The organism is Turicibacter sp. GALT-G1, from assembly GCF_025594995.1.
Lineage (GTDB): Bacteria > Bacillota_I > Bacilli_A > MOL361 > Turicibacteraceae > Turicibacter > Turicibacter bilis.
Window position 1 is genome coordinate 1 of the sequence record NZ_JAMQUS010000027.1, and the last position, 25222, is coordinate 25222.

Genomic DNA, 25222 nt, shown 5'->3' on the forward strand with positions numbered 1-25222 from the left:
ATACCCATGCCGGGCGCACACAAAAGGACACTAAACTTATTATTTAGTGTCCTTTTCTTATTTATTTTTCTAGCATGATATTTAATACTTCAATATCCGTTTGTTTCATTCCTTCTCGTCCTAAACGTCCATATGCTTCAATGGTTTGTTCAATTGTTGATTGAACCATTCCACATTTCTCATCAAAAGCAACCCCACGCATTGCTAAATAATGGCCCATAATTGCAGCATCTAAACTTGAGGCAATTTTAGCTGCGCATGAAGCCTTAGCCCCATCACAAACAATTCCTGCGATATTCGCTAATGTATTTGTAATCGTATTTTCGATTTGTTCAAGTGTTCCACCTTTCATGTATGTTAAAGCCGCGCCACTTCCACAAGCTGCACTTACAGCGCCACAATAGGCGGATAAACGACCAATAAATGTTTTTTGATGAATGGTTACTAAACTCGCTAAAATTAATGCACGATACATCTCATCCTCTGTTAATCCTTTATCCTTAGCATAAATGATTGTTGGTAAGGAAGCTGTCATTCCTTGATTTCCACTTCCTGATGTCGTCATAACTGGTAAACTACATCCACACATACGAGCATCTGATCCCGCTGCCGCATAAGCTTTCATTTTAGATTTGACGTCATCACCGTAGCAATCTAAAATCATTTGACCCACATTGACACCATATTGATTTTTTAATCCTTCTTCAGCAATCGTTAAATTATAGTTAATTTGTTGTTCTAACATATCCTTTAGGTCTGTTAAATCAACGGTTTGCGCAAATTCTAAAATATCTGCAATATTTAAAACGGAACGGTCAGCTAAGGCAGAATTAAAATCTTCTTTATTAAAAGATTTTTCTAGTAAGACTTCTCCATTTTTCTCTAAACGACTAATATTAGTATGCGTATGAATTAACTCAACTAATGACGACTGATCGCCGTTTATCATCTTTACAATAATATGTAAATTTGCATCATTTTCAATTAATTTAACTTTACATAACTTAGCTTCTAATAGTGATGCAACTTGTTTAATTTGTTCTTCATTAACATTTTCAATAACTTCTAATCCTTTTGATGAATCTCCAGCAACTGCGCCGGTAATGGCACTTGCTTCAATCCCTGTTAAGTTTCCGGTATTTGGTACGACAACTGATCTAGCATTTTTAATTATATTCCCACTACATTCAATAATAATCTGCTCTGGGAAATCACCTAAAATTTCTCTTGCTTTTGCACTGGCATAAGCAATTGCAATCGGCTCTGTACAACCTAAAGCAGGAACTAATTCTTCTTTTAAAATTGTAAAATATGCTTGATAAGTTTCCTTTGTTACGGCCATAGAATCCTCCACTCCTACCTATTAGGTATTATGTCTAAAAGTCTACCCTACTCCCCCATTTTATCAAATTATCCTTTTATTCTCCACTTATAAATCACAGGACTTTCGCTAAAAACGGTACTATTTTTCCAAATAAATGTATTCACATTTTTTGCTTATAATACTTTGATTCTTTGTAAAAATTATGATTAATATTTCCCTTTTCATCGGTCATTCTTTTGCCTATGAGATTATGAAATGAACAATTAATAAATCAATTACTTCTCTTTAAATATTTCATACGAAAGATTGTTGACACCCCTTTAAGTTAGGCATATAATTTTAATATCTCATTATCTAGTTTGAAATACTATATAATACAGTTTGGAGGATTAGTTATGAACAATTTCATTAGGGAGCCAATTAATGGATTGACCCATTTAGCAGGAGCTATTTTATCTTTGATCGCCTTAATTGCGATGATTGTTAAGGTCGCATTGGATAATCCAACCGTTATTGGATTAATCGCGGTTACCATTTTTGGGGTTAGTATGATTTTACTTTATGCAACATCAGCTACTTATCATATGGTCATCTCTTCAGATACAGTCATTAACTTTTTACAAAGGCTTGACCACAGTATGATCTTTGTTTTAATTGCTGGTTCATATACTCCTTTTTGCTTAATTGCATTGAATGGGAAATCAGGATGGATTCTATTCAGTATTGTCACTTTAATTGCGATTTGTGGGATTATTTTCAAGCTTGCTTGGTTTAATTGTCCTCGTACACTATCCACATCTATCTATATTGTTATGGGATGGCTAGCTGTATTTGTATTTAAGCCGCTGCTTACTTCATTAAGTGGTCCTGGCCTATTCCTCTTAATTATTGGAGGCGTTCTATATACGATTGGCGGAATCATCTATGCCATTAAACCAAAATGTCTTACTTTTAAGCATTTAGGTTTCCACGAGATTTTTCATATTTTCATCTTGCTCGGTAGTCTCTATCATTTCCTTTGCATTTATCTATATGTTATCTAGCAAATGGGGATTCCATTTGCTTTTTTTATTAGGAAGATAAATTTAATACTATCTATATAGAAACAGATGAATAGCTTCCATTTACCACATCAGAATTAAAAAATTTACACAGTCTCACAATAAAACCAACCAATTTTTCACAATGGAAAAAATTGATCCTTGCTTATATATTAATCAAACCAAATGAATGACTTTTTAATTAAACAAAAGAAAAGACTGAACCGAGTCGGTCCAGTCTTAAATTGAATAAGAGAGCAGATTATTCGCAATCACAATCGTCTTTACGATCGTATTCGCGTTCACGTTCACGGCCACATCCACATCCAGCAAGTTTACACCAGTCTTCATTGCGACGACCATGATCATAACGATTTTTTTCTTTAATAACTTTTTTCTCAATTACATATTCATGATCAAAATGATGATTTTCAACTTCTTTGCAAACAACTGGTACAATGTGTTTTACACAATGACGGAAAGATTTTTCTTCTTTGCAATAAACAGTTGGTTCAACAACAACTTTGCATCTTTCTTTGCGTTCGCATTCTTTTTCACGACGTTGTTTTTTGCATTGACATTTTTCTTCTTCGAAGTAGTCATCTTCTTTGTCAAAGCATTTTTCTTTTTTATCAAAACATTTTTCTTTTTTATCGAAGTAGTCATCGTCTTTTTCGAAGTATCTATCTTCTTTTTCTTCTGGATACCATTTTTCTTCTTTATCCATGCAACGTGAATAACCATATTGTTTCATAATTTATGTCTCCTTTAATGTCAATAATATATTTTCTGCGATTATTGCTCATCAATAAATTGACCTTTCTGACAAAGATTTTTCATTTGCCGTTGACCATGATGATAATAATGTACCTCTCTTTGTTTGATTGGTTTGTAAATATACTGATGATAGTAATAATGATGTTCAACTCTTGTTACGATAACTGGAATGTCACATCTTATAGAGTCAGAATGTTTGACTTCTAGTAATTCATTCTGAGTAGGCTCAAATGTTTGAACGGAAGGATCAAATGTTTTGATTTCGTTCACATTATTTTCTACATTATAAGAATTCCATCTTTCCATTTCACCGCCTCCTTTCCTTTTCCTTTGAGCTTACAGTATAATATATTAATAACTTCAAATTTTGTTAGGGTTATTTTCTTATTTTATTTAAAAAGTTAAAACCTAAAAAAAGCACCTCTTACATAGAGGATGATGCCAAAGAGTATACCATTAAGTTTTCATCTTAAAAATCATAAAAACATAAAAAAACCTGAGTAAAAAACACCAAAGTGGCCTATTTTCTCAGGTTTTTTTAGTCTTTTAAATTCGATAAGAATTACCTCTTCAATCCCTTCTTTAAACAAAGAGATACTTTTATCCAATACCATCCTCTATAACATATAACCTTTTAAAGCCTAAAGCTTCTAATTGAATGGCTACAGTTTTACTACGATAACCTTTATCACAATAAATAACAATAGGTTTATCTTTATACTTTTCCAATTCAGGAAGGTGCTCATTAAGTTCTCGCATTGGAATATTAACTGCATTTTCTAAATGAGATTGAATGTATTCCGTATTATTTCTAACATCAATAATGACAATCCCTTTTGTCTTAGTAATTAACTGTTCAGCCTCTTTTTGAGAAATATACTGGATTGAAGGAAATTCTGAAACAGCCTGACTCATAACCGGTTGAATCGCTTCATGTTCTAAAATAGCTAATATCATTAAAAAAATAAAAACTAAACAAAACGCAAGCTTCCCAACAAATTGTCTCATATTTGTCACTTACTTTCTTTATAGATATTATTAGTATTTAGTTATCTTTCAAATCTATTCTCCAATCTAAAAAAGCCTAAAGATTATTTCTCTAGGCTTTTTGCTTAATCATATTTATAAAATAGCGATGAAAACTTGTATCTTTTGTTAACTCTGGATGAAATGAAGTTGCTAACATTTGCTTTTGTTGACAAGCTACAATATGATCATTGACTTCTAATAAAATGTCAACATCAGATTTTACCTGAGTAACATATGGCGCTCGAATAAAAACTAAAGGGATTTTATTCGAAGAAATCTTTTCTATCTCAACTTCTGTTGTAAAGCTTCCTAATTGTCTTCCATACGCGTTTCGCTCAACAGTAATATCCATGACTCCAAGATGAACGGTCGGGTCATTTTCTAAAGATTTAGCCAATAAAATCATTCCCGCACATGTTCCCCACACAGGCATTCCATTTAGTATTCGCTCCTTTAATGGTTGTAATAAGTTAAAATCTCTTAATAACCGTCCAATAGCCGTACTTTCTCCACCTGGAATAATTAAGCCATCGATTTCATTAAGTTCATCAAGGTATTTAACTTCCTGAGCACATACATCTGGGATTTGATTTAATAACTCGAGATGCTCAGCAACAGCCCCTTGAATTGCTAATACTCCTACCTTTATCATCTTACCATCCTCGTTTTGCATATTGCTCATGTTCTGGTAATTGACGAACATCAATTCCACTCATTGCTTCTCCTAAACCTTCTGAAACCTCTGCAATCACTTTAGGATCATTATAGTAGGTTGTTGCTTTCACAATTGCCTCTGCACGTTTTTGTGGATTATCAGATTTAAAAATCCCAGACCCTACAAAGACACCGTCACATCCTAATTGCATCATTAATGCTGCATCGGCAGGTGTCGCGATTCCTCCCGCTGCAAAGTTTACAACTGGTAACTTTCCATGTTCATGAACGTAGCAAACTAAATCATATGGTGTCCCCATATTTTTAGCAATAGTCATTAATTCTTGCTTACTAGCTGCTTGAATTTCACGAATTTCTTTATTCATTGTACGCATATGACGAACCGCTTCAACAACATTTCCTGTCCCAGCCTCACCTTTTGTACGAATCATTGACGCACCTTCCCCAATACGTCGTAATGCTTCTCCTAAGTTTTTAGCTCCACAAACAAATGGAACATCAAATTCAGTTTTATCAATATGGAATTCATCATCTGCTGGTGTTAAAACTTCACTTTCATCAATATAGTCAATTTCTAACGCTTCTAAAATTTGCGCCTCAACCAAATGGCCAATACGTACTTTCGCCATAACAGGAATACTAACTGCTTCCTGAATTTCACGAATCATTTTAGGATCTGACATTCGTGCAACTCCACCTTGTTTACGAATATCAGATGGAACACGTTCTAAAGCCATAACAGCTACTGCTCCTGCTGCCTCAGCAATTTTTGCTTCTTCAACATTTACAACATCCATGATAACTCCACCCTTTAACATCTGAGCCAAGTTTTTATTTAATTGATAACGATCATTCATTTTTCAAACCCCTTTACATTATGTTTACTATCTCCTATAATAACTGTATCGAAACAATTTCGAATAACGTTAGATAGTTCACTTAATTTATACCAATTTTATCCTATTAGTGTCAATATAAAATAAAAAGGAATGATAACAATGTTCCCTGTACCGATACACTTAGATAAAAATAATGCTAATCCAATGTATATGCAATTAGCTAATCAAATAACTCAAATGATTCATCAAAAACAACTAGTTGCCAATACTCCACTCCCTTCAATTAGAAAACTGGCTTCTCACTTAGGCGTTAATACAGTTACGATCGTCTCTGCCTATAAACAGTTAGAAACGAACGGTCTAGTTCAGGCTAAAAAGGGAAGTGGCTACTTCATCATTGAAAAAGCACCCAAAACTTCAACTCATGTTCTAGATATACCAATGAAACAAATGACTCAGCAACAGATTCATTTACGTGCAAATGAAATTAACTTTGCAAGCGCCACCCCAGATCCAAGTATCTTCCCTATTACTGCTTTTAAAAATTATTTAAATATTGTTTTAGATCGTGATCAAGGTTATGCCTTTGGGTATCATGAAAGTAATGGATATGAACCATTACGAGAAAGCTTAAGTCATTACATGAAACGCCATCATATGATTAATATTGCTCCTGAATATATTCAGATTGTATCTGGAGCGCAACAAGGAATTGATATCATCGGGAAAGTGTTATTAAATTCTGGTGATACTATTATCGTTGAAAATCCAACCTATACAGGAGCCCTTGCTGCTTTTAAATCACGAGGTGTTCTAATCAAAGAAGTCTCTCTTGAACAGGATGGATTAAATCTTGAAGAACTGGAACACCTTCTTCAAACACATCATCCTAAATTACTCTACCTGATGAGTAAGTTTCAAAATCCATCGACTATTTCCTACTCTCAAGAAAAGCTTAGACGAATTATTAAACTAGCTGAACAATATGATTTCTATATTGTTGAAGATGATTCAATGGCTGAAATCTGCTATGATTCATCTATAGCTAAACCCAACTTTATATCACTTGATACTTATCATCGAGTAGTTTATATTAAAAGCTTTTCTAAACTCATGATGCCCGGCCTTCGAATTGGATTTATCGCAGTTCCACCTCAATTATCCACATTGATTATGAATGCTAAACATCATACGGACATTTCATCATCTGGTTTAATTCAGAGAACTGTTGATTTATATTTACGCGAGGGAGATTGGGATCAACACATTGAACAAATGAAAGCAATTTACAAAAGAAAATATACACTTATGTTAAACGGTTTAAATTCATTAAAAAAATATGGGATTAGTTTTTTAGAACCAAATGGTGGCTTACATTTTTGGATCAAATTACCTTCTTATATTCAATCAAAAGATTTTTGTAAAGCCTGTCAAAGGCAATCTTTATTAATTATGCCAGGCTCTATTTTCAACGCTAGTCAAGACACTTCAACCGAACAGTATATTCGTTTAAGTTTTGCTGCCTGTAGTGAAGAACAGATTGTGCAAGGAATATCTATCTTGGAGCAGATTCTTGATTCATTCAATTTACCTAAAAAGATGACAATTCTTCCTCTAATATAATTTCTTATAAAGTGATGACACTTTTCTTTATTGACAACACATTAAATTATTGTAATAACAAAAAACAGATACTTTTATTACAATAATTGGATTTATCATCAACATATCTCATTCGTTTCGTGTTAATATATAAGAAAAACACTATGAGGTATAGTTATGAATCAAATTACACTTGAAAATATTATGTTAATCTGTCAAAAATGTTTTTCCTACCTAGATGCTAGAATAGATGATCACCCGTCTCAAGTAGCCTATTTATATTGGCGATTACTAGATAATAGAGGGACTTATTCTAAAAAAGAATTATATGATCTAGTTACCATTGCTTTACTTCATGACATTGGTTCTTATAAAACCAAAGATTTTGATAAATTTCTAAATATTGATTCACCTTCATATGATCATGCTATTTATGGAGCATTATTCATTAAACATTTTTCCCCCATCTCGCATTTATCTGATATAATTTTATATCATCATTCAGATTACGAGAGCTACGAATCTCCATATAAACCTGAAACATCCCTTCTTTATTTTATCGATCGAATGAGTATTTTCTTTAATTATAGCTGGCAAATTGAAGATTTCTTTCTCTCACTAAATACAGAAATCGATAGTCAATTCATTTCAGAATTTCACGAAATTAATCGAAAGGAAAACTTAATAGACAATATTCAAACAGGTTATTTTAAACAATTGCTTCGTAATTTTTTTGCTAAGTCAATTCAATCACCCGAAAATGCCATTAAATATTTATCTATGATTAGTTATACGATTGATTTACGTAGTGAGTGTACGGTCTTACATACGATTATGGTATCAGCTATTTCAAATTTTTTAGCCCAAAAGATGAATTATAATCATAGTATGGTTCAAAAAATTTCATTAGCAGCAATGCTTCATGATATTGGAAAGATTTCTACACCAATTAATATTCTCGAGAAACCAGGAAAGTTAACTAATGAAGAAATGGAGATTATGCGAGAACACGTTACTATTACGTACGAAATTTTAGAAAATTTAGGAAGCCGAGACGTTCAAGAATATGCGTCTTATCATCATGAAAAATTAGATGGGACAGGCTATCCTTTTGGTTTAAAAAAAGACCAACTATCTATTCCAGCTAGAATTATTATTGTTGCTGATATTATGGGAGCATTAATGGCCGCTAGAAGTTATAAAGAAAGCTTCCCAAAGGATAAAATTATTAATATATTATCTGAATTAGCAGCTCAATCAAAGATTGATCAATCGTTAGTCGATCTTGTAATTGATAAATATGACGATTTTTGTCAATATCTCTCATCTCTGTCGAATCCATATCACAAATTCAAAAATGAGTATATGAGCATCGTTACAAAGATGTCCCCATAAAAAAATTCCCGGAGAATTATTTCCCGGGAATTTTTTTATTAAAATAACTTACTTAATTCAAAAATTTTATCGTCATCATATAATTTAAATTTTAATGGTGTAATCGTAATATAACCATTCTTAATCGATTTAACATCAGTCTCTTCTGGTTGATCAATATCGATTAATGGACCTGATAAACGATGTCCTCCTTGTTCTTCGACATAACACTCATCATAACGACTAATACCAACAGTTGCAACTTTGATCCCTTTAGGTTCTTCTAATGAGGGAAAATTAATATTAATTGTCGTATCTGTTAATAATGTTTGTGATAATAACTTTTCAAAAATGGCTGGAAAATATGACTTCACAATATCAAAATTTGAGTTAGTTGTTGAAATTGCCATGGCAGGATAACCACATAAATTAGCTTCAATAGCACCTGAGACCGTTCCAGAATATAAAACATCTGTCCCCACATTTCGCTCATCATTAATTCCTGATAAAATTAAATCAGGATTTATTTTTAAATGTGCTAAAGCATACTTTACACAATCAGCAGGCGTACCATCTACACCAATCGCTAAAGTAGCTCCTTTAATCGAATCAGGATAAGACTTTAATGGGCGACGCATTGTGATTCCATGACCAACAGCACTATTATTAGTATGTGGAGCTACAATATAAACCTCACCATAATTAGAAGCAATTTGTGCTAATGTATGAATTCCTGGAGCTTTAATACCATCATCATTTGTAATTAAAATCTTCATTTTATCATTCCTTAATGTTTTTTTGCCAATTCATCTAAGTCTTGAATCATTTGATCAATCATATCCCAACTATTTACACGAGCACCAGCGGCTTGAACATGGCCACCTCCACCATATTTTTTTGCAACCTCATTTACAGCAGCTCCACTCGAACGTAAATTTACTCGAATATCATTATTTTCTTTATCTTCTACAAAGAATGCCCAAATTTTTATTCCCTCAATATTCGCTAGTGTATTAACTTGTGAAGAAGCTGAATTTTCATCTATATTAAGTTCTCTTAATTTTTCATCTGTTAATTTAAGATAACCAACACCCTTATCTGTTTCTTCAAAGTTTAATAAAGCATACCCTTTAAAACGTATCATCGACTTAGATTGTGTGTACATATTTGAATATAAGTCAATCATATCAAAATCATATTTTAATAGTTGTGCTGCATAACGTAAAGTTTGCTCACTTACTCCACGGAATAAGAAGCGCCCTGTATCCGAAACAATTCCATTAAATAGGCAACGTGCCCCATTATCATTAATTTCTAAATTATTTTCAATTAATAAGCTTGTAATCATCTCACAAGTTGATGTATATGATGTATCAATCCATTCAATATCTGCATATTCATCTGAGAATGGATGATGGTCAATCTTAATCTTAAATGCTCCTAACTTCCAACGTACATCTGAAATGCGTGCTGCATTTGATGTATCAGTAATAATAACTAATGAACCCTCATAAACTGAATCTTCAATCTTATCTGTTGTCCCTACATATTTTAGGTAATCTAATTCTTCACCAACTACATATACCTTTTTTTCTGGAAAACTTGTGCGAATTAATTCCGCTAATCCAAATGATGAACCATATGCATCTCCATCAGGAATAACATGACGATGAATAATAATTGTATCAAATTCTTCAATTTTCTTAATAATTTGTTGTTGAATTGTCATAGTTTTAATCCTCCTTATTTTAAATTATAAAGAAAAATAGAGGTAGAAGTCCACCTCTATTTTGTGCATTAAAAATAGTAATTATTTCAAAGAGTTAACAGCTTCTTGAATCGCTTGTTCTGGAGATACTCCACTTAATACAACCGCTTCAACAGCTTTTTCAGCTGCTGTACGAACATTGTATGAAGAATATGTATCTTTGAAGAATGAAGGATCATAGAAGTAATAATCAGCTTGTTCTGGTCCAACTACTTTTGTTTGATCATTAGATTCAGCTACGTATTTTTGATATGCATCAGAAGCAATAACTGATTCACGAATTGGTAAATAAGAAGTTGCTGTTGCAAATGCTAAGTTTCCTTCATATGAAGATAAGAATTTAGCAAACTCATATGCTGCATAAACCTCTTCTTGTGATTTATTTTGATTGAAAACAACAACATTTGTACCTTGTTGGATAACCGCACCTGTTTCTTTAGAGATTTGAGGAATTGGAGCAATACCAACTTCAAAGTCAGCTGTTGCAATATGTGAGTATCCAGCAGATGATCCAGTGTACATATAAAGCAATTCACTCATGAATGGTCCTGAAAGATATTTATCTTCACCTGGTAAACGCCAGTAACCAGCATCAGCATTACGTTTTAATAACTCTAAAGCTTCAATCGCGTATTTAGCTCCATCTTCAGCGAATAAGATGTCTCCATTAGAGTTTGTATACTGTCCACCGAATTGTTGTACCATTGTAATGAAGTAGTTTGCTGGTGCATCAATACCAAATGCAGTTTTTCCAGTTAATTCTTTGATTTTAGCAGAAACTTCTTCTACCTCATCCCAAGTTGTTGGTACTGTTAAGTTATTTTGATCAAAGAATGTTTTATTGTAGTATAGAACTTCTGTTGATTTATTGAATGGTAAAGAGTAGAACTTTCCACCTTCATATTGGCTATTTTCATCACGATAAGATTTAATGATATCATCAAAATCATTAATTCCAACTTCTTCATTTAAGATATAAGGATCTAATTCTACTACATTTCCTGATTGTAAATACTCAGCAACCCAGTCAGGATATGCTTGAGCAATAGCTGGAGCTGAACCTGATTTTAAAGCAGCTGTTGTTTTCGTTTTTAAATCTGTGTATTGACCTTGATATACAGGTTTAACAGTAATTCCTTTATCAGCCCCAATTGTTGTATTGAACTGATTTACTAACGCATCAACAGCTTCTTGATTTGTTCCTGCCATAGCATGCCAAAATTCGATTGTTACAGGACTTTCAATTGTTGTTACAATCTCAGTTGATGATGGTGCCTGTTCTTTTTTATCACTTGAACAAGCTGCTAATGTTGTTACACCAGCAACAAGTGATAAAGATGTCATTAATTTCTTCACTTTTTAGTCCTCCTATTCAATTAGCATTGAATTATGTATGTATAAAAGGATTATTTCCTTTAATACCCGCTATTAGCTATTTTTTTCTTAGCATATCATTACCCTTTTAATCCTCCACGAGTAACTCCACTAATGATATATTTCTGTAAGAATAAATAAATGATGACAACTGGAATAATGATAATTGTCGCTGCTGCCATTTGTAAATGAACTTGTGAACCAGATTCATTCGTAAAGTGAGTTAATCCAATAGTTAAGACACGCATTTTATCATTATTTGTAATTAATAATGGCCATAAGAATGCATTCCAACTTGCAATGAAGTTTAAAATTGCAATTGTTACAATCGCACTAATGGTATTTGGAATCATGATTTTCCATAAGTATTTCCAATCACTACATCCATCAATCTTCGCTGCTTTATATAGCTGTTCCGGAATTTGCATAAAATATTGTCTCAATAAGAAGATATAAAAGACATTTGCAATATAAGGAATAATTAATCCTTGGAACGTATCAATCCATCCAAAAGCTGATACCGTTTGATAGTTTTGAATAATTAACATTTCACCTGGTACCATCATTGTTGCTAACAATAACGTAAAGATTGTATTACTTCCATAGAATTTATAACGAGTAAATGCAAAAGCTGCAAAGATCGTAACAAATAATGTTAAAACTGTATTTCCAACAGCTGAAATAACTGTATTTTTGAAATAAATATCAAATGGAGCCATCTCCATTGCTATTTTATAGTTTTCAAACTGAGCCACATTTGGTAATAACTTTGGTGGCACAGCGATTGATTCTGAATAAGTTTTTAAAGACGTTAAAATCATGAAAATAAATGGGAAAAGCATAATAATTGCTCCAAGTGATAGCGCAACGTAAATTAACACTTTAGCCCATACTGATGTAACCTTTTTTGTATTACTTTCCATTGAGCACACTCCCTATTTATAATGAACTAATTTTTTACTTACTAACATCTGAATTCCTGTGATAATTAAAATAATCACAAATAAGATGATAGATGCAGCGGCTGCTTTATGAACTTGAGATGATCCGTAGAACATGTCATAAATGTAATATACAACGGTCATACAGCTGTTAGCAGGTCCTGGCTTCCCACCGAATAAAGCGAATACTTCATTGTAAACTTTAAAACTTCCGATAACTGATGTAATCGTTAAGAAGAATACTGTTGGTGATAATAAAGGTAAGGTAATACGAGTGAACACTTTCCATTTTGGTGTCCCATCGATTTGAGCCGCTTTATAATATTGTGGATCGATATTTTGTAAACCTGATAGGAAAATAACGATTTTAAATGCTAGTCCACTCCAAATATTAAAGATAATTAATGCCCAAATCGCCATGTTTGGATCATTTAGCCATTGAATAGGCTCTATACCAAACATACTTAAAAATTGATTAATATAACCAAAATCACTATGGAATAGCCAACTCCATACAATCCCAATTGCAATTACTGATGTGACATAAGGTAAGAAATAAATCGCTTGGAAGAACTTACTTGCCTTAATCCCAGAATTTAATAATAAAGCAATAGCCAATGCAATAACCATTGATACTGGTACGGCAATAACAACAATTAAAAAAGTATTCAATAATGCTTTTTGGAAGTTTGGATCAGATAATACAAACTTGAAGGTTGATAATCCGAATCCAGTTCCTTCATCTGTATAATAGTTATATTTTTCATAGAATCCCATACGGAATGACATTATTAATGGATAAACTACGAAAATCAAAGTAATGACTAAAGTTGGTAATAAATATAAATACCCTAAGAAATTTTGTTTAATCGTAGTTTTAGTCGCATTTGATAGATTGGTTTTATTTTTCATAATTTCCACCTACCCTAAACGATGACCTGAAGTTGTATCAAATACATGGATTGCTTGTGGTTTCACAGTTAATTTTACAACATCTGAAACATTAACTTCATTATCAGAATCAATTAAGCAACGGACACTTTGTCCCTCGATGTCAACTGTCATTAACTTATCGCGTCCAATAACTTCTACCATTTTCACTGTTGCATTAATTCCTTCTTCTTGTGATAGGCGCCATGATTCTGGACGAACTCCGACAACTACATCTCCATTAGCTACTTCAGCGTCTCCTAAGATTGACGATCCAATGAATACCTTTCCATTTTCAACTTTTCCATTCATGAATCCCATAGGTGGTGTTCCCATAAACGATGCCACGAATTGGTTAGCTGGTTTACGATACATTTCTTGTGGAGCTTCTTTTTGCTGTAATACTCCATCTTTCATTAAAACAATGGCATCTGTAATACTCATTGCTTCTTCTTGATCGTGTGTTACGAAGATAGTCGTGATTCCTGTTTCTTGTTGGATACGACGAATTTCTTCACGTGTTTCTAAACGTAAGCGAGCATCTAAGTTAGATAATGGCTCATCTAATAGTAAAACGCGTGGTTTTTTTGCAATAGCACGAGCAATAGCAACACGTTGTTGTTGTCCACCAGATAACTCTCCTGGCTTACGATCCATTAAATGTCCGATTTGTACTAAATCAGCCATTTCCTGTGCAATCTTTAATGCTTCAGCTTTAGGAACTTTGGCATTCTCTAATGGGAACATAATATTTTGACGTACTGTCATGTGTGGATATAAAGCATAGTTTTGGAATACTAAACCAATTCCACGTTTTTCAGCTGGTAAATCTGTAACATCTTCATCACCAAAATAAATACGACCACTTGTTGGTTTTTCTAATCCCGCGATCATATAAAGTGTTGTAGATTTCCCACACCCAGATGGTCCTAAAAGTCCTGCCAGTGTACCATCTTCAATTGTAACATTCAAATTGTTAACTGCTGTAAAATCGCCAAAGCTTTTCGTAATGCCCTCTAATCTTACTTCCATCGAACTAACCTCCAAAAATTATGCATCCTTTTACGACTCATTTTATAGGGATACGTTTAAAATTTTATTGTTTTTTTTGCATGATAGATTTTTTTGCATTCATTTAGTATTCTAAAGAATAATGTTAGTTTAAGTCAATGAAATTCCGGTGAAAAATTAAGATATTCATCAACTCCTGTCGAATTCTGTTAACTAATACCACTTTCTCTTACAATTATGTCCAATATCTCGATTATTATGAGGTTAGCAAAAAATTTTATTAACTCTTTTTCAAGACTCACACTTTCGCCTAAAAGTAATAGGATATCTTAGACCGAGAATTAATAATTCGGCGATAAGGAGGTTTCCTATGAAAAGTTTTAAACGCTTGTTTACATTTTTTAGTTTAGTGTTTTTATTCACTGGTGTTCTAGTTGGGTGTCAGCAATCATCGGAAGAATTAACAAAAATAAAAGTAGCCGAAGTCACTCATTCTGTTTTCTATGCTCCACATTATGTCGCTATTAGCGAAGGATTCTTCGAAGAAGAAGGACTTGAAATTGAATTAATCAATGCTGGCGGGGCAGATAAAGCAATGGCAGCTCTAATTTCTGGTGAAGTACAAGTTGGATTTATGGGGCCTGAAGCTACTATTTATGTTTATAATGAAGGCGGAAAAGATCAACCGATTAACTTTGCTCAAGTGACTCAACGAGACGGTAGTTTCCTAGTTTCCAAAAATCCAAATCCTGATTTTAAATTTAGTGATTTATCCGGTTCTGAAATTATCGGTGGACGTAAAGGTGGCGTTCCCGAAATGACACTTGAATATGTGCTTAAAGCAAACGGTCTTGATGCACGTCCGGATGATGAAACGGCAGAAGTCAATGTTCGTACAGATATTTCATTTGATGCTATGGCAGGTGCATTTACAGGTCTTGATGCTGAATACGTTACTTTATTTGAACCATTAGCTACAACAATGGAGCAACAAGGTAAAGGTTATATCGTTGCTTCAATCGGTGAACAAACTGATAACATTCCTTACACTTGCTATAGTGCAACTACGTCTTATATCGAGGCAAACAGCGACACAATCCAGGCTTTTACTAACGCTATTTATAAAGGTCAACAATGGGTAGCCTCTCATACAAGTGAAGAAATCGCCGAATCAATTCATGAATTTTTCCCTGATATGGAACTAAAAGATTTGGTCACTGTAGTTGAACGTTATCGTTCAATTGACGCTTGGGCTGAGGATCCTGTTTTAGCAGAAGAGAGTCTTAATAACTTAATGGACATTATGCAACTTGCAGGACAATTAGATAATCGTGCACCTTATGAAGCAATCGTGGATACGAGCTACGCTGAAAATGCTATTGCCAACATAAAATAATAATTTAGTAAAAGATTTGGTTCTTACTATACAGAGCTAAATCTTTTTATTTTACCGGCATTAGGTACAGTTTCTTAGTAGATTAATATTATATAGTATGACATATACGCAAAATGGAGGTGGCTTTATATGTCAACGATATTGGATATGAATCATGTGTATAAGGATTTTTATTCATTAGATGAAGAACGACAAATTCTTAAAGATATTAATTTCTCTGTGGAAGAAGGAGAAATCTTAGTTTTACTTGGACCTTCAGGATGCGGGAAATCAACGATCTTAAATATCATTTCTGGTTTACTTGAACCAACTCAAGGTTCAGTTGATACTCATGGAAAAAAAATCGGATATATGTTTCAAAAGGATCATTTATTCGAATGGCGGACTATCATGAAAAACATCACATTAGGACTTGAAATTCAACATAAATTAACCAATGAAGCACAGGAAGAAATTAAACGACTATTAGAGATTTATGACTTATGGGATTTTAGAAACAACTTTCCAAGAGAACTTTCGGGAGGAATGAAGCAGCGGGTTGCTTTAATTCGGACACTTGCGTTAAATCCAGATATCCTACTGTTAGATGAGTCATTTTCTGGTCTGGATTATCAGACACGTCTAATTGTGACCGATGATATTTATAAAATTATTAAAAATGAAAATAAAACAGCAATCTTAGTGACACATGATATTTCAGAAGCCATTTCTTTAGCCGATACAGTTGCTGTTCTAAGTCATCGTCCAACAACGATACAAAGCGTCCACAAAATTACTTTAACCCTTGAAGGGGATAAAACACCTTTAACAGCAAGATTAGCTCCTGAATTTAAAGATTACTTCGACTTGTTCTGGAAGGAGTTGCAAAATGATGAAGAAAGAATTTAAAGGATCTCCTGGATATCTTAATTATTTAAAAGGAATAAAAAAAGAAGCGTGGCACATTCACTTGCTTCAAATCTTATTTTGTATTGGTTTTTTAATCTTATGGGAGCTTTTAGCGAGCTACGGATTTATCGATGACTTCTTTTTTAGTAAACCATCAGCTATTTGGAACTTACTAATTAAGTATATCGAGAATGGAGAAATCTTTAGACACTTAGGAATCTCATTATATGAAACACTCGTTGGATTAATAATAGGGACACTTGGTGGACTATTTATTGCCATTTGTCTCTGGTGGTCTGACAAATTAGCAAAGGTTCTTGATCCATTTCTCGTTGTCTTAAACGCTCTTCCTAAAACTGCTCTTGCTCCTATTCTAATTGTTTGGGTTGGGGCCAGTGTAAAAGGGATTGTTGTGATTGCCGTAATTACTTCAATTACAGTTACCATTATGTCTGCTTATAATTACTTTACAACTGTTGACGAAGAAAAGATCAGACTAATGAAAAGTTTTGGTGCAAACAAGTGGCAAATTCTCACTAAACTCGTTCTTCCTGCTAACGGAATCAATATGATTAATCTTCTTAAAATTAACATTGGGATGACTTGGGTTGGGGTGATTGTTGGGGAATTTATTGCCTCACGTGCCGGAATTGGTTACTTAATTGTTTATGGTGGACAAGTCTTCAAACTTGATATCGTTATGATGGGAGTATTCGTTTTAGCTATCTTTACACTCATTATGTACCAAGGTGTTAGTATGCTAGAAAACTATTTAAGAAAAAAACAAAGTGCTAAAAAATAATTAAAAGGGTGATTCAGTATAGAGAATCACCCTTTTAATTAACGAACTTAAAATCACTAGTTAAAGGCTTTTAATTTAACAACAGTAGAATCCGTTCCGAATGTTGATAAGTTATATAAAAACAAGGCACGATCAAAATCATGTTCACGAATATACTCGTATGGATTCATATTAAAGTATCTTAAATCAATAAGATGGATTTCTTCAAAGTTCATCGCTAGAAATGGAACAAAGTTGTGAGCATATGAATCTTTAAAAACAATGAGTTTCTTTCCATTTTTCATACTACTTTTTACAATAGTCAATGGATGATTGCCATTGATAAACATTGAATACTTATCTTTTTGGTTTAAGTAATCATAATTGTACAATCCATCCAAAGCTTCATTTTGAGCATCCCAAGTAACCGAGAACTCAACTTCATCGTTTGGAATATAAAGCTGAATTGCATCCGGTTTTAAATGATGATTATTAGCTTTTGAGTAATATGTTCCGTAAAACTCAGTTGATACTGTTTCAACTCGATAATCTAAATAAGGGGTCATTCCCCACTCATTCATGAGTTGTTGATACACATAATAAGCACCTAGGGTGGTCCAATGATGATCAGTTTTATAATAGATATACTCATTTCTATGCTCATTTAACACATTATATGCATTCATAAAGTCAATGGTTAACTCATTTTTTGCGGTTTCTAACATCCTAGCTTGATCAAACGTTGGGGCAAATAACGGAAGCTTATCCTCATATATTTTCACAGCAGTAGGAACTAAAAGAGCCGTTGTGTTTAAGTTAGGCATCTTATCATGAAAGATATTAATCGCTTGTAAATTCTTTTCAAAGTATGAACCCTCCTGCTTAAAAACTTCTAATAAATAACCATCCTTCCCAAAGTAAACCCCATTATTCTCACCCTTTTGTAATAAACGTTCCATATCAGACTTTAGTCCAACCCACTCATCCTTCATGACAAATTGATCAGTCATATACTTATCAAACTTCTGTGTATAGCTTCCCGATAATAAACTTTCAAAAGAAAACTGTGGGAACTGTTGAAGTGGGCGATTTTCAGTTTCAGAAATCTCACGATCTTTATCAACCACGTTTGCGATTGATAAACCAAAAATAAAGATTAAAAATATGCTAATCATAACTTTATTTTTTATAGCTTCCATCTCACCTACCTCCTTTAAAACCTAAAATATAAAAATGGATTATACGATGAATCTACTAAATATGCTGTGGAAAGAGTTAAAATTAAGAGACACGCCACTGGAATAATAATTAATTCAATAATGAGGGAATATTTAGATTGAATTAATTTATGATAAATCACTTTTAATAATGGGGTTGAAGCAATAACTAAAATAAGCAATAAAATTGCATTTGAAGTTAAATAGTGAAGAGTCATTTGATTATACAGTGCGACATCTTCTAGGCTAAACATGACCTTAAAATAGGCTTTTAAGTGTGTAAAGTTATCAAATGCAAATAACCCCCAACCGACAAGTAATAAAAATAACGTATAAATATGTCGGATGATTGTTGGAAACTGATTTAACCACTTCATTAAAAAGGCTTTTTCAAGCGTAATGATCACACCAAAGTAAAGTCCCCATAAAACAAAATTCCAACTTGCGCCATGCCATAATCCAGTTAAAAACCAAACAACAAAGACATTAAAATAAGTGCGACATTTCCCTTTTCGATTTCCACCTAATGGGATATAAACATAATCTCTAAACCATGTACCAAGGGAAATATGCCAACGACGCCAAAACTCAGTAATACTTTGTGAAATATACGGATAATTAAAATTTTCTAACAGTTCAAATCCAAACATCTTTCCAAGTCCAATAGCCATATCTGAATAGCCACTAAAATCGAAATAAATTTGAAGTCCAAAGGCAATCACACCAAGCCACGACGTTAAAACTGAAAGATTTGAGGTCTCTGTTGATGAAATTTGATCCCACAACAAACCAATATTATTTGCTAACAAAACCTTCTTTCCAAGTCCAATGATAAATCGTTGAACCCCATCAGCAAATCGGGCTTGAGTCTCTACTCGATTGTTTAATTGATCGGCAACAGTCTGATATCGAACAATCGGTCCTGCAATTAACTGTGGAAACATAGTCACATAGGCGCCTAAGCTAATAATATTTCGCTGCGCTGGTGCATCCTTTCTAAAAATATCGATAGTATACGACATTGTCTGAAATGTATAAAAGGAAATTCCAATTGGTAGAGCAATAGAAGGAATATTAAACTGTGCCCCTAATAATTGATTAATATTAGAAATAATAAAGCCTGAGTATTTAAAAAACATAAGCAATCCTAAGTTAATAAATACTGATGATAAAACAACCCGCTTTGCTTTCTTTGGTTGATCAGCATAATATTCAACCAATAATCCATGAATAAAGTCCACCACCGTAGAAAATAACATTAATAAAATATAGATAGGTTCTCCCCAAGCATAAAAGATGAGGCTCACTATTAATAAAATAAAATTACGACAGTTACGTGGAACAATAAAGTATAAGACTAATGTTAAAGGTAAAAAAACAAATAAGAAAACTAAACTACTAAAAACCAATGATTCTCATCTCCTCTCCTATTATATAAAAAGAAGATTGAGCAAAACCCAATCTACTTTTCTTTATTTATTATTTTACTTGCTCTTCGAAAACTTTAACAATTTCTTCCACTTGTTCACTTGTTACGTATAACACATAATTTCCTTGAGTTTGAATCTTATTTGCTTTTACTAACTCATATTGATCTGGTAAATAACGAGACCACATTGCATCTTGATCTGATAAAACTTTTTCATATGAAGCCTTAATATTTTCAACTGACTCAGCATCTTTAGCTTCTGCAACAATGATTAATTCAGACTTAACATTCATCATAGGCTGTAAAATATATCCTGACTTAATATCTTCTGAATTAAAAATTCCTTCATACATTAACATTTCTTCTTCATTTGTCATGTCAGTTAAATGATATCCAGATAATACCCCATCTTCTAAAGGTGTATCATAAGCTTTTGATAATGTTTCTTGAATTTTTGTTATGATTTGTTTTGGTGACGTTTCACCTGTTTCTCCACCTTGTTCTGAACCTTTACTACATCCAACAGCTAAAACTGTAATTAATAAAGTCATCATTAATAATTTAATCTTCTTCATTTTAACTTCCTCCATTATTTAGTTCGTTTTTACTTAGGTACTTCTCTTCGTTTACATTAAATTAGACGACTGTCTTATGTATATTGTTCCATAATTTCATAAAATAATTAAATTTATGATTAAATAATAACTTAAAACTTCTAGCTATGTTAAAAATATGAAGTATAAAAGAGACTCCTTCATGAACAATTAGAGTCTCTTCCTGATGAGATTATTAAATTTGATAGGTCTTTAAAGCCTGGGCTAACCTAATAGGGCTAACACTTTGTTCATCCCCATCGACATAATATTCATAATTTTTAAAAAGCCTTAATAGATTAAAAAATAAATCTAAATCATCATCCAAGACATAAGTCGAATATAATTCACCATTAACTTTCACAGTAATTCTTTGGCGAACTAGATGTGTAATTTTAGCATCAGCAACCTCATAATATAGCTCAATTGTTTCAAACTGTTCCGGTAAGCTTTTAAGGAAACCAATTAATTTCAAGGCATCTTCATCATAAGGTTGTGATTCATTCGAATTAATGACAATAGTATATCTAATTAAAACTGGCTTTTTTAGCTGACCATTATTAAATTCGATAATGTTAAGTGTTTCAGTTTTTAACATATTATCCCCCCCTTAATTTCTGACGATGCACAATCAATCATAGGCACTACCTCAAAAAGTATATGTTCGATGATTTTCAGATATGCTTACATATTTGTTTAGAAAGTTGTCTTGCAGATTTTAAAACGAGGGAAATTCCAGTTCCGGGATGTGTACAATCACCTACAAAATATAATCGCTTTAAATCATCACTTTGATGGTGGGGTCTAAAGTAATTCGTTTGGGTTAAATCATGACTCAATCCAAATGCAATCCCTTCATAACAATTAAAGTGTGTGGCTAAATCTACTGGGGTTAAGTATTTTTCTACTTCTACTAACTCGTTAAAATGTTCAATCTTTGTTACCTGAGCTAAAGCTTTATAAATTTGTTCTTTTAATAACAAGATAGTCTGCTCATTCCACTCAACATTTTGTGCCTTTAAGTTAGGCACTCGAATAATAACATTAATCACCTCACCATTAGTTGGAGCCATCCCTTCATCCATACGACTTGGAACATAAAAATAAAAAGAGGATTCTTTTGGTAACTTTCCATCAAAAGCAGATTGGATATTTTCTTTAAATGCTTGATTAATATAAATATTATGAATATTTAACATGGGAAGCTTTTGTTTAAGTCCTAAGTATAAGATAAAAGCAGAACATGATAAATGATATTCTTTTGGACGTATAATTGACTGTAATTCATGCATCACATAAGGTACCTGTGCATTGGCAATAATATAATCTCCTTTATCAATTCGATCAGATAACTGTATACCCAAAACACATTTATCTTCAATTACTAAACTTTCAACAAGTGAATTCGTATGAATAATTCCTCCCCACTCTTTAATCAGTTGCTCCATGACTTCCACAAGACGATACATCCCTCCCTTTAAATGCGGTAATCCATAAAATTGTGACACACCTGGTAATAAAGTATAAATACTTGAACAATCATAGGGCGACATTCCAATATACATTGTTTGAAAGCAGATATACTCTTTTAATTTTTCATCCTTAATAAATTTAGAAACATAATCATAAACATTACTCAATGGTTCTAACTTAAAAATTTCTTTTAAATGTTTAAATGTAAAAAATGATGAAGCTTGATCACACGATTGACTTAAAAACGCTTGATTAGCAAGTTGATATTTCTCATAAATATCACTCATTAATTGAAAATAGCCTACTGCATCTTTAGTAGAAATAGATTCTAATTGCCTATTTAATTTAATTAAATCAGTAGAAAAATCATAATAGGTTCCATCTTTAAAAAAGGTATAATATAGCGATTTAGGATAGCTTATTTCTATATAGTCTTCTAATCTCAATCCTAACTCTTCAAAAAGCAAATAAAACTCTTGAGGCATCATAGAAATCGTGGCGGTTAAATCAAATGTATATCCCTTTTCCTGAATACGATTAACTCTTCCTCCTACCTTATCTTCTTTTTCATATATAACTACTTCATATCCAGCATTTAATAATCTCAAAGCAGTGGCTAATCCTCCAATCCCTGCCCCAATAATAATGACTTTTTCCTTCATTAAAATCACATCCTATTTTTATTAGCAACAAACACCCATTAATATATCCCTAAGCAAAAAAGGTAATACATCGGAATCCAATGTATTACCTTTTTAAAATTAATATTTTTGACGATCACGTAATGCTTTTTCAATTTGACGATTAGCATCTTTTGCTTTTAAATCTTGGCGCTTATCATAATTTTTCTTACCTTTAGCAATCCCGAATAATAGCTTCGCATAACCATCTTTAATGTATAACTTTAATGGGATTAAAGAGTATCCTCCCATTTTTTGAACTCCAATTAAACGAGCAATTTCACGTTTATGAAGTAATAACTTTCTTGTACGAAGTGGATCGTGATTAAATCTATTTCCTTGCTCATAATGAGAAATATGCATATTGTGAACAAAAGCCTCATTACGCTCAATTCGAACGAATGAATCACGTAAATTAACTTTCCCCGCGCGAATTGACTTAATCTCTGTTCCCTGAAGAACTAATCCCGCTTCAAAGGTATCTTCGATGAAATAATCATGCCCAGCTTTTTTATTTTGAGCAATTGTTGATCCCACACCTTTTGGCATCTCTTCACCACCTTTTAAAAACTTTATTTTTCTAATTCACCATAAGTAATATAGTCAACAACATCGACATTTGGTGAGTAAGTCTCCATTAACGCTTTGATAGATTCAAAATACTCAGCTTGTGCAGAGTCAATCAATGGTACTAATCGATAACCTTTAGTTGAAGCTTCAGCATAATTATAAGTCGGCATAAACTGAGGTTGACCTATTTCAATTTCGACCCCATCACCAATTGTTGTTTTGTTAATATCAATCTTCATGATACCACCTACTAGGCGTTCAAGTCCAACCTGACCTGAAATAAAATTACCTAATGAATAAGCAACAACTGTTTCATTTCCATCTTTCCCAATTAAACGATCCATCGGTTGTAACACATGAGGATGGCTTCCGATAATCACATGAACACCTTGATCGGCTAGCCATTGAGCTTGTTCAATTTGTGCTTCACTTGGAGTATTTGAATATTCCACTCCCCAATGCATCGAAACGACAATCACATCAGAGACACTTTTTGCTTTTTCAATATCAATCGCAGCTTGTTCATAATCAAACTCATTCGCTAAATAAGATTTATCGTCTGGGACACGATAACCATTAAATCCATAAGAATAGGCCAATAAAGCTAATTTAATTCCGTTCTTTTCAATGACAGAAATCTGATCACGTTTTTCTTTAGAATCAGTTGATCCAGCCGTAATAATTCCCTCGAACATTTCCCAATTTTTCTCGGCAGCTAAAACTCCAGATTCCCCTTTATCTAACGTATGATTATTAGCACGAGCAAACATATTGAATCCAACATTAATTAAATCTCTTGCAATTTCATAAGGACTGTTAAAATTAGGATAAGAAGATAATCCAACTTCAACACCTCCAATATTTGTTTCTTGATTGGCAAACCCAAAATCTGCTGGCTCAATATATGGTTTTACATTTTCCAATAACGGGCTGAAATCGAAGGTATCTTCTTCTAAGCGAAAATCATTATAAACTGTGTCATGAAGCAAGATATCACCAACTGCTACCATTGTTGCATCATAGACGTGAATTTCTGGCCCTTGTGAAAAAGTAATTTCAATGATACCTTCATAAGGATTAGCATCATAACTGATAGGATAGCCTTGATTCACATCATTTGAATATTGTGGCTCATTATACACAATTTCTTTAGGATTAATTAGTTGTTCTTCCACTAACTGATTTAAGTAAGCTTTAATCTCAGATTCCGATTGACTTGAAACATCTTCTCCTTTAGAGAATATTAAAACAACATCACAATCTTCGTTTTTATTACATTTTTCCTGGTTGGCAACAGTACCATATGGTACTGTGTCAGAGTAGACATTCTGATAAACAATTGTAATATCGTTGCCTGCCTCATAGTGCTTGACACGGTCAACATTCCATCCAATCATATCTGGTAGAACAAATGATTGAGCTAATACCAATAAACCAACCATGACGAATAAGAACAAAATGACATTACGCCACTTAATTGATTTTAGTTTCTTCATCATGACTTCCTTGCT

General features: G+C 32.9%; 25 protein-coding genes. 6 read left to right on the forward strand and 19 right to left on the reverse strand.

From position 1 onward, the window contains the following. Positions 1 to 61: 61 nt before the first annotated feature. Positions 62 to 1342 (reverse strand): serine dehydratase subunit alpha family protein, encoded by a 1281-nt coding sequence (locus tag NEH74_RS05390; RefSeq protein WP_055304861.1) that lies wholly within the window; start codon positions 1340 to 1342, stop codon positions 62 to 64. Positions 1343 to 1719: 377 nt separating this feature from the next. Here NEH74_RS05390 and trhA point away from each other — a divergent pair, with 377 nt between their 5' ends. Further along, positions 1720 to 2367, forward strand: coding sequence for a PAQR family membrane homeostasis protein TrhA (trhA, locus tag NEH74_RS05395; protein WP_055241902.1), 648 nt, complete (start codon positions 1720 to 1722; stop codon positions 2365 to 2367). 259 nt (positions 2368 to 2626) lie between these two features. Here the strand turns inward: trhA and NEH74_RS05400 are convergent, their stop codons facing one another. From NEH74_RS05400 to pdxS, 5 genes are all read right to left on the reverse strand, one after another. Further along, a complete protein-coding gene (locus NEH74_RS05400) occupies positions 2627 to 3118 on the reverse strand; it encodes a hypothetical protein (RefSeq protein ID WP_055241905.1) in 492 nt (163 codons plus the stop codon). Between the two features lie 41 nt (positions 3119 to 3159). Then, a complete protein-coding gene (locus NEH74_RS05405) occupies positions 3160 to 3447 on the reverse strand; it encodes a hypothetical protein (protein WP_055241907.1) in 288 nt (95 codons plus the stop codon). A gap of 294 nt (positions 3448 to 3741) precedes the next feature. Then, positions 3742 to 4149, reverse strand: coding sequence for a rhodanese-like domain-containing protein (locus tag NEH74_RS05410; protein WP_055304859.1), 408 nt, complete (start codon positions 4147 to 4149; stop codon positions 3742 to 3744). 91 nt (positions 4150 to 4240) lie between these two features. Further along, positions 4241 to 4822, reverse strand: coding sequence for a pyridoxal 5'-phosphate synthase glutaminase subunit PdxT (pdxT, locus tag NEH74_RS05415; protein WP_055304857.1), 582 nt, complete (start codon positions 4820 to 4822; stop codon positions 4241 to 4243). Between the two features lies 1 nt (position 4823). Continuing rightward, positions 4824 to 5702: a pyridoxal 5'-phosphate synthase lyase subunit PdxS gene (gene pdxS, locus NEH74_RS05420; protein ID WP_055304856.1), complete on the reverse strand. Its 879-nt coding sequence runs from the start codon at positions 5700 to 5702 to the stop codon at positions 4824 to 4826. Positions 5703 to 5843: 141 nt separating this feature from the next. Between pdxS and NEH74_RS05425 the strand changes: the two genes are divergently transcribed. After that, on the forward strand, positions 5844 to 7307 hold the full coding sequence (locus NEH74_RS05425) for a PLP-dependent aminotransferase family protein (protein WP_055304853.1): 1464 nt from the start codon (positions 5844 to 5846) through the stop codon (positions 7305 to 7307). Between the two features lie 156 nt (positions 7308 to 7463). Further along, the gene (locus NEH74_RS05430; RefSeq protein WP_055304851.1) at positions 7464 to 8681 is read left to right on the forward strand and encodes an HD domain-containing phosphohydrolase; all 1218 of its coding nucleotides are present in this window, start codon (positions 7464 to 7466) and stop codon (positions 8679 to 8681) included. A 38-nt stretch (positions 8682 to 8719) separates the two neighbouring features. On the opposite strand, the gene surE is transcribed toward NEH74_RS05430, so the two are convergent. The 6 genes from surE to NEH74_RS05460 form a co-directional block, all read right to left on the reverse strand. Continuing rightward, positions 8720 to 9436 (reverse strand): 5'/3'-nucleotidase SurE, encoded by a 717-nt coding sequence (gene surE, locus NEH74_RS05435; protein WP_262941165.1) that lies wholly within the window; start codon positions 9434 to 9436, stop codon positions 8720 to 8722. Between the two features lie 11 nt (positions 9437 to 9447). Next, the gene (locus NEH74_RS05440) at positions 9448 to 10389 is read right to left on the reverse strand and encodes a DHH family phosphoesterase (RefSeq protein WP_055304849.1); all 942 of its coding nucleotides are present in this window, start codon (positions 10387 to 10389) and stop codon (positions 9448 to 9450) included. A gap of 81 nt (positions 10390 to 10470) precedes the next feature. Next, a complete protein-coding gene (locus tag NEH74_RS05445) occupies positions 10471 to 11784 on the reverse strand; it encodes an ABC transporter substrate-binding protein (protein WP_055241930.1) in 1314 nt (437 codons plus the stop codon). A gap of 98 nt (positions 11785 to 11882) precedes the next feature. Then, positions 11883 to 12725, reverse strand: coding sequence for a carbohydrate ABC transporter permease (locus tag NEH74_RS05450; RefSeq protein ID WP_055241931.1), 843 nt, complete (start codon positions 12723 to 12725; stop codon positions 11883 to 11885). A gap of 12 nt (positions 12726 to 12737) precedes the next feature. Then, positions 12738 to 13655 (reverse strand): carbohydrate ABC transporter permease, encoded by a 918-nt coding sequence (locus NEH74_RS05455; RefSeq protein WP_055276051.1) that lies wholly within the window; start codon positions 13653 to 13655, stop codon positions 12738 to 12740. A gap of 9 nt (positions 13656 to 13664) precedes the next feature. Next, the gene (locus NEH74_RS05460; protein WP_055304847.1) at positions 13665 to 14705 is read right to left on the reverse strand and encodes an ABC transporter ATP-binding protein; all 1041 of its coding nucleotides are present in this window, start codon (positions 14703 to 14705) and stop codon (positions 13665 to 13667) included. Positions 14706 to 15054: 349 nt separating this feature from the next. On the opposite strand from NEH74_RS05460, the gene NEH74_RS05465 reads away from it, so the two are divergent. The 3 genes from NEH74_RS05465 to NEH74_RS05475 all read left to right on the forward strand — a co-directional run bounded on the left by NEH74_RS05465 (position 15055) and on the right by NEH74_RS05475 (position 17770). Beyond that, positions 15055 to 16080 carry an ABC transporter substrate-binding protein gene (locus NEH74_RS05465; RefSeq protein WP_055304845.1) on the forward strand — a complete coding sequence of 342 codons (1026 nt, stop codon included), beginning with the start codon at positions 15055 to 15057 and terminating at the stop codon, positions 16078 to 16080. A gap of 129 nt (positions 16081 to 16209) precedes the next feature. Then, positions 16210 to 16968 carry an ABC transporter ATP-binding protein gene (locus NEH74_RS05470; protein ID WP_055241940.1) on the forward strand — a complete coding sequence of 253 codons (759 nt, stop codon included), beginning with the start codon at positions 16210 to 16212 and terminating at the stop codon, positions 16966 to 16968. After that, entirely contained in the window at positions 16952 to 17770 is an 819-nt protein-coding gene (locus NEH74_RS05475) for an ABC transporter permease (RefSeq protein WP_262941168.1), read from the forward strand. Before NEH74_RS05470 ends, NEH74_RS05475 begins: the two co-directional genes overlap by 17 nt. 56 nt (positions 17771 to 17826) lie before the next feature. Here the strand turns inward: NEH74_RS05475 and NEH74_RS05480 are convergent, their stop codons facing one another. From NEH74_RS05480 to NEH74_RS05510, 7 genes are all read right to left on the reverse strand, one after another. Further along, positions 17827 to 18948, reverse strand: a complete 1122-nt coding sequence (locus NEH74_RS05480) for a DHHW family protein (RefSeq protein WP_055304844.1) — start codon at positions 18946 to 18948, stop codon at positions 17827 to 17829. Positions 18949 to 18962: 14 nt separating this feature from the next. Beyond that, a complete protein-coding gene (locus NEH74_RS05485) occupies positions 18963 to 20375 on the reverse strand; it encodes an MBOAT family O-acyltransferase (protein ID WP_055241948.1) in 1413 nt (470 codons plus the stop codon). 70 nt (positions 20376 to 20445) lie between these two features. Beyond that, on the reverse strand, positions 20446 to 20970 hold the full coding sequence (locus NEH74_RS05490) for a DUF4358 domain-containing protein (protein ID WP_055241950.1): 525 nt from the start codon (positions 20968 to 20970) through the stop codon (positions 20446 to 20448). Between the two features lie 214 nt (positions 20971 to 21184). Then, a complete protein-coding gene (locus NEH74_RS05495) occupies positions 21185 to 21586 on the reverse strand; it encodes a hypothetical protein (protein ID WP_055304842.1) in 402 nt (133 codons plus the stop codon). A 76-nt stretch (positions 21587 to 21662) separates the two neighbouring features. Further along, positions 21663 to 23123, reverse strand: coding sequence for a phytoene desaturase family protein (locus NEH74_RS05500; RefSeq protein WP_238581265.1), 1461 nt, complete (start codon positions 23121 to 23123; stop codon positions 21663 to 21665). 99 nt (positions 23124 to 23222) lie between these two features. Beyond that, entirely contained in the window at positions 23223 to 23690 is a 468-nt protein-coding gene (smpB, locus tag NEH74_RS05505) for an SsrA-binding protein SmpB (protein WP_055241956.1), read from the reverse strand. A gap of 23 nt (positions 23691 to 23713) precedes the next feature. Further along, complete coding sequence (locus NEH74_RS05510; protein WP_055304838.1) at positions 23714 to 25210, reverse strand: CapA family protein; 1497 nt, start codon at positions 25208 to 25210, stop codon at positions 23714 to 23716. Positions 25211 to 25222 lie beyond the last annotated feature (12 nt).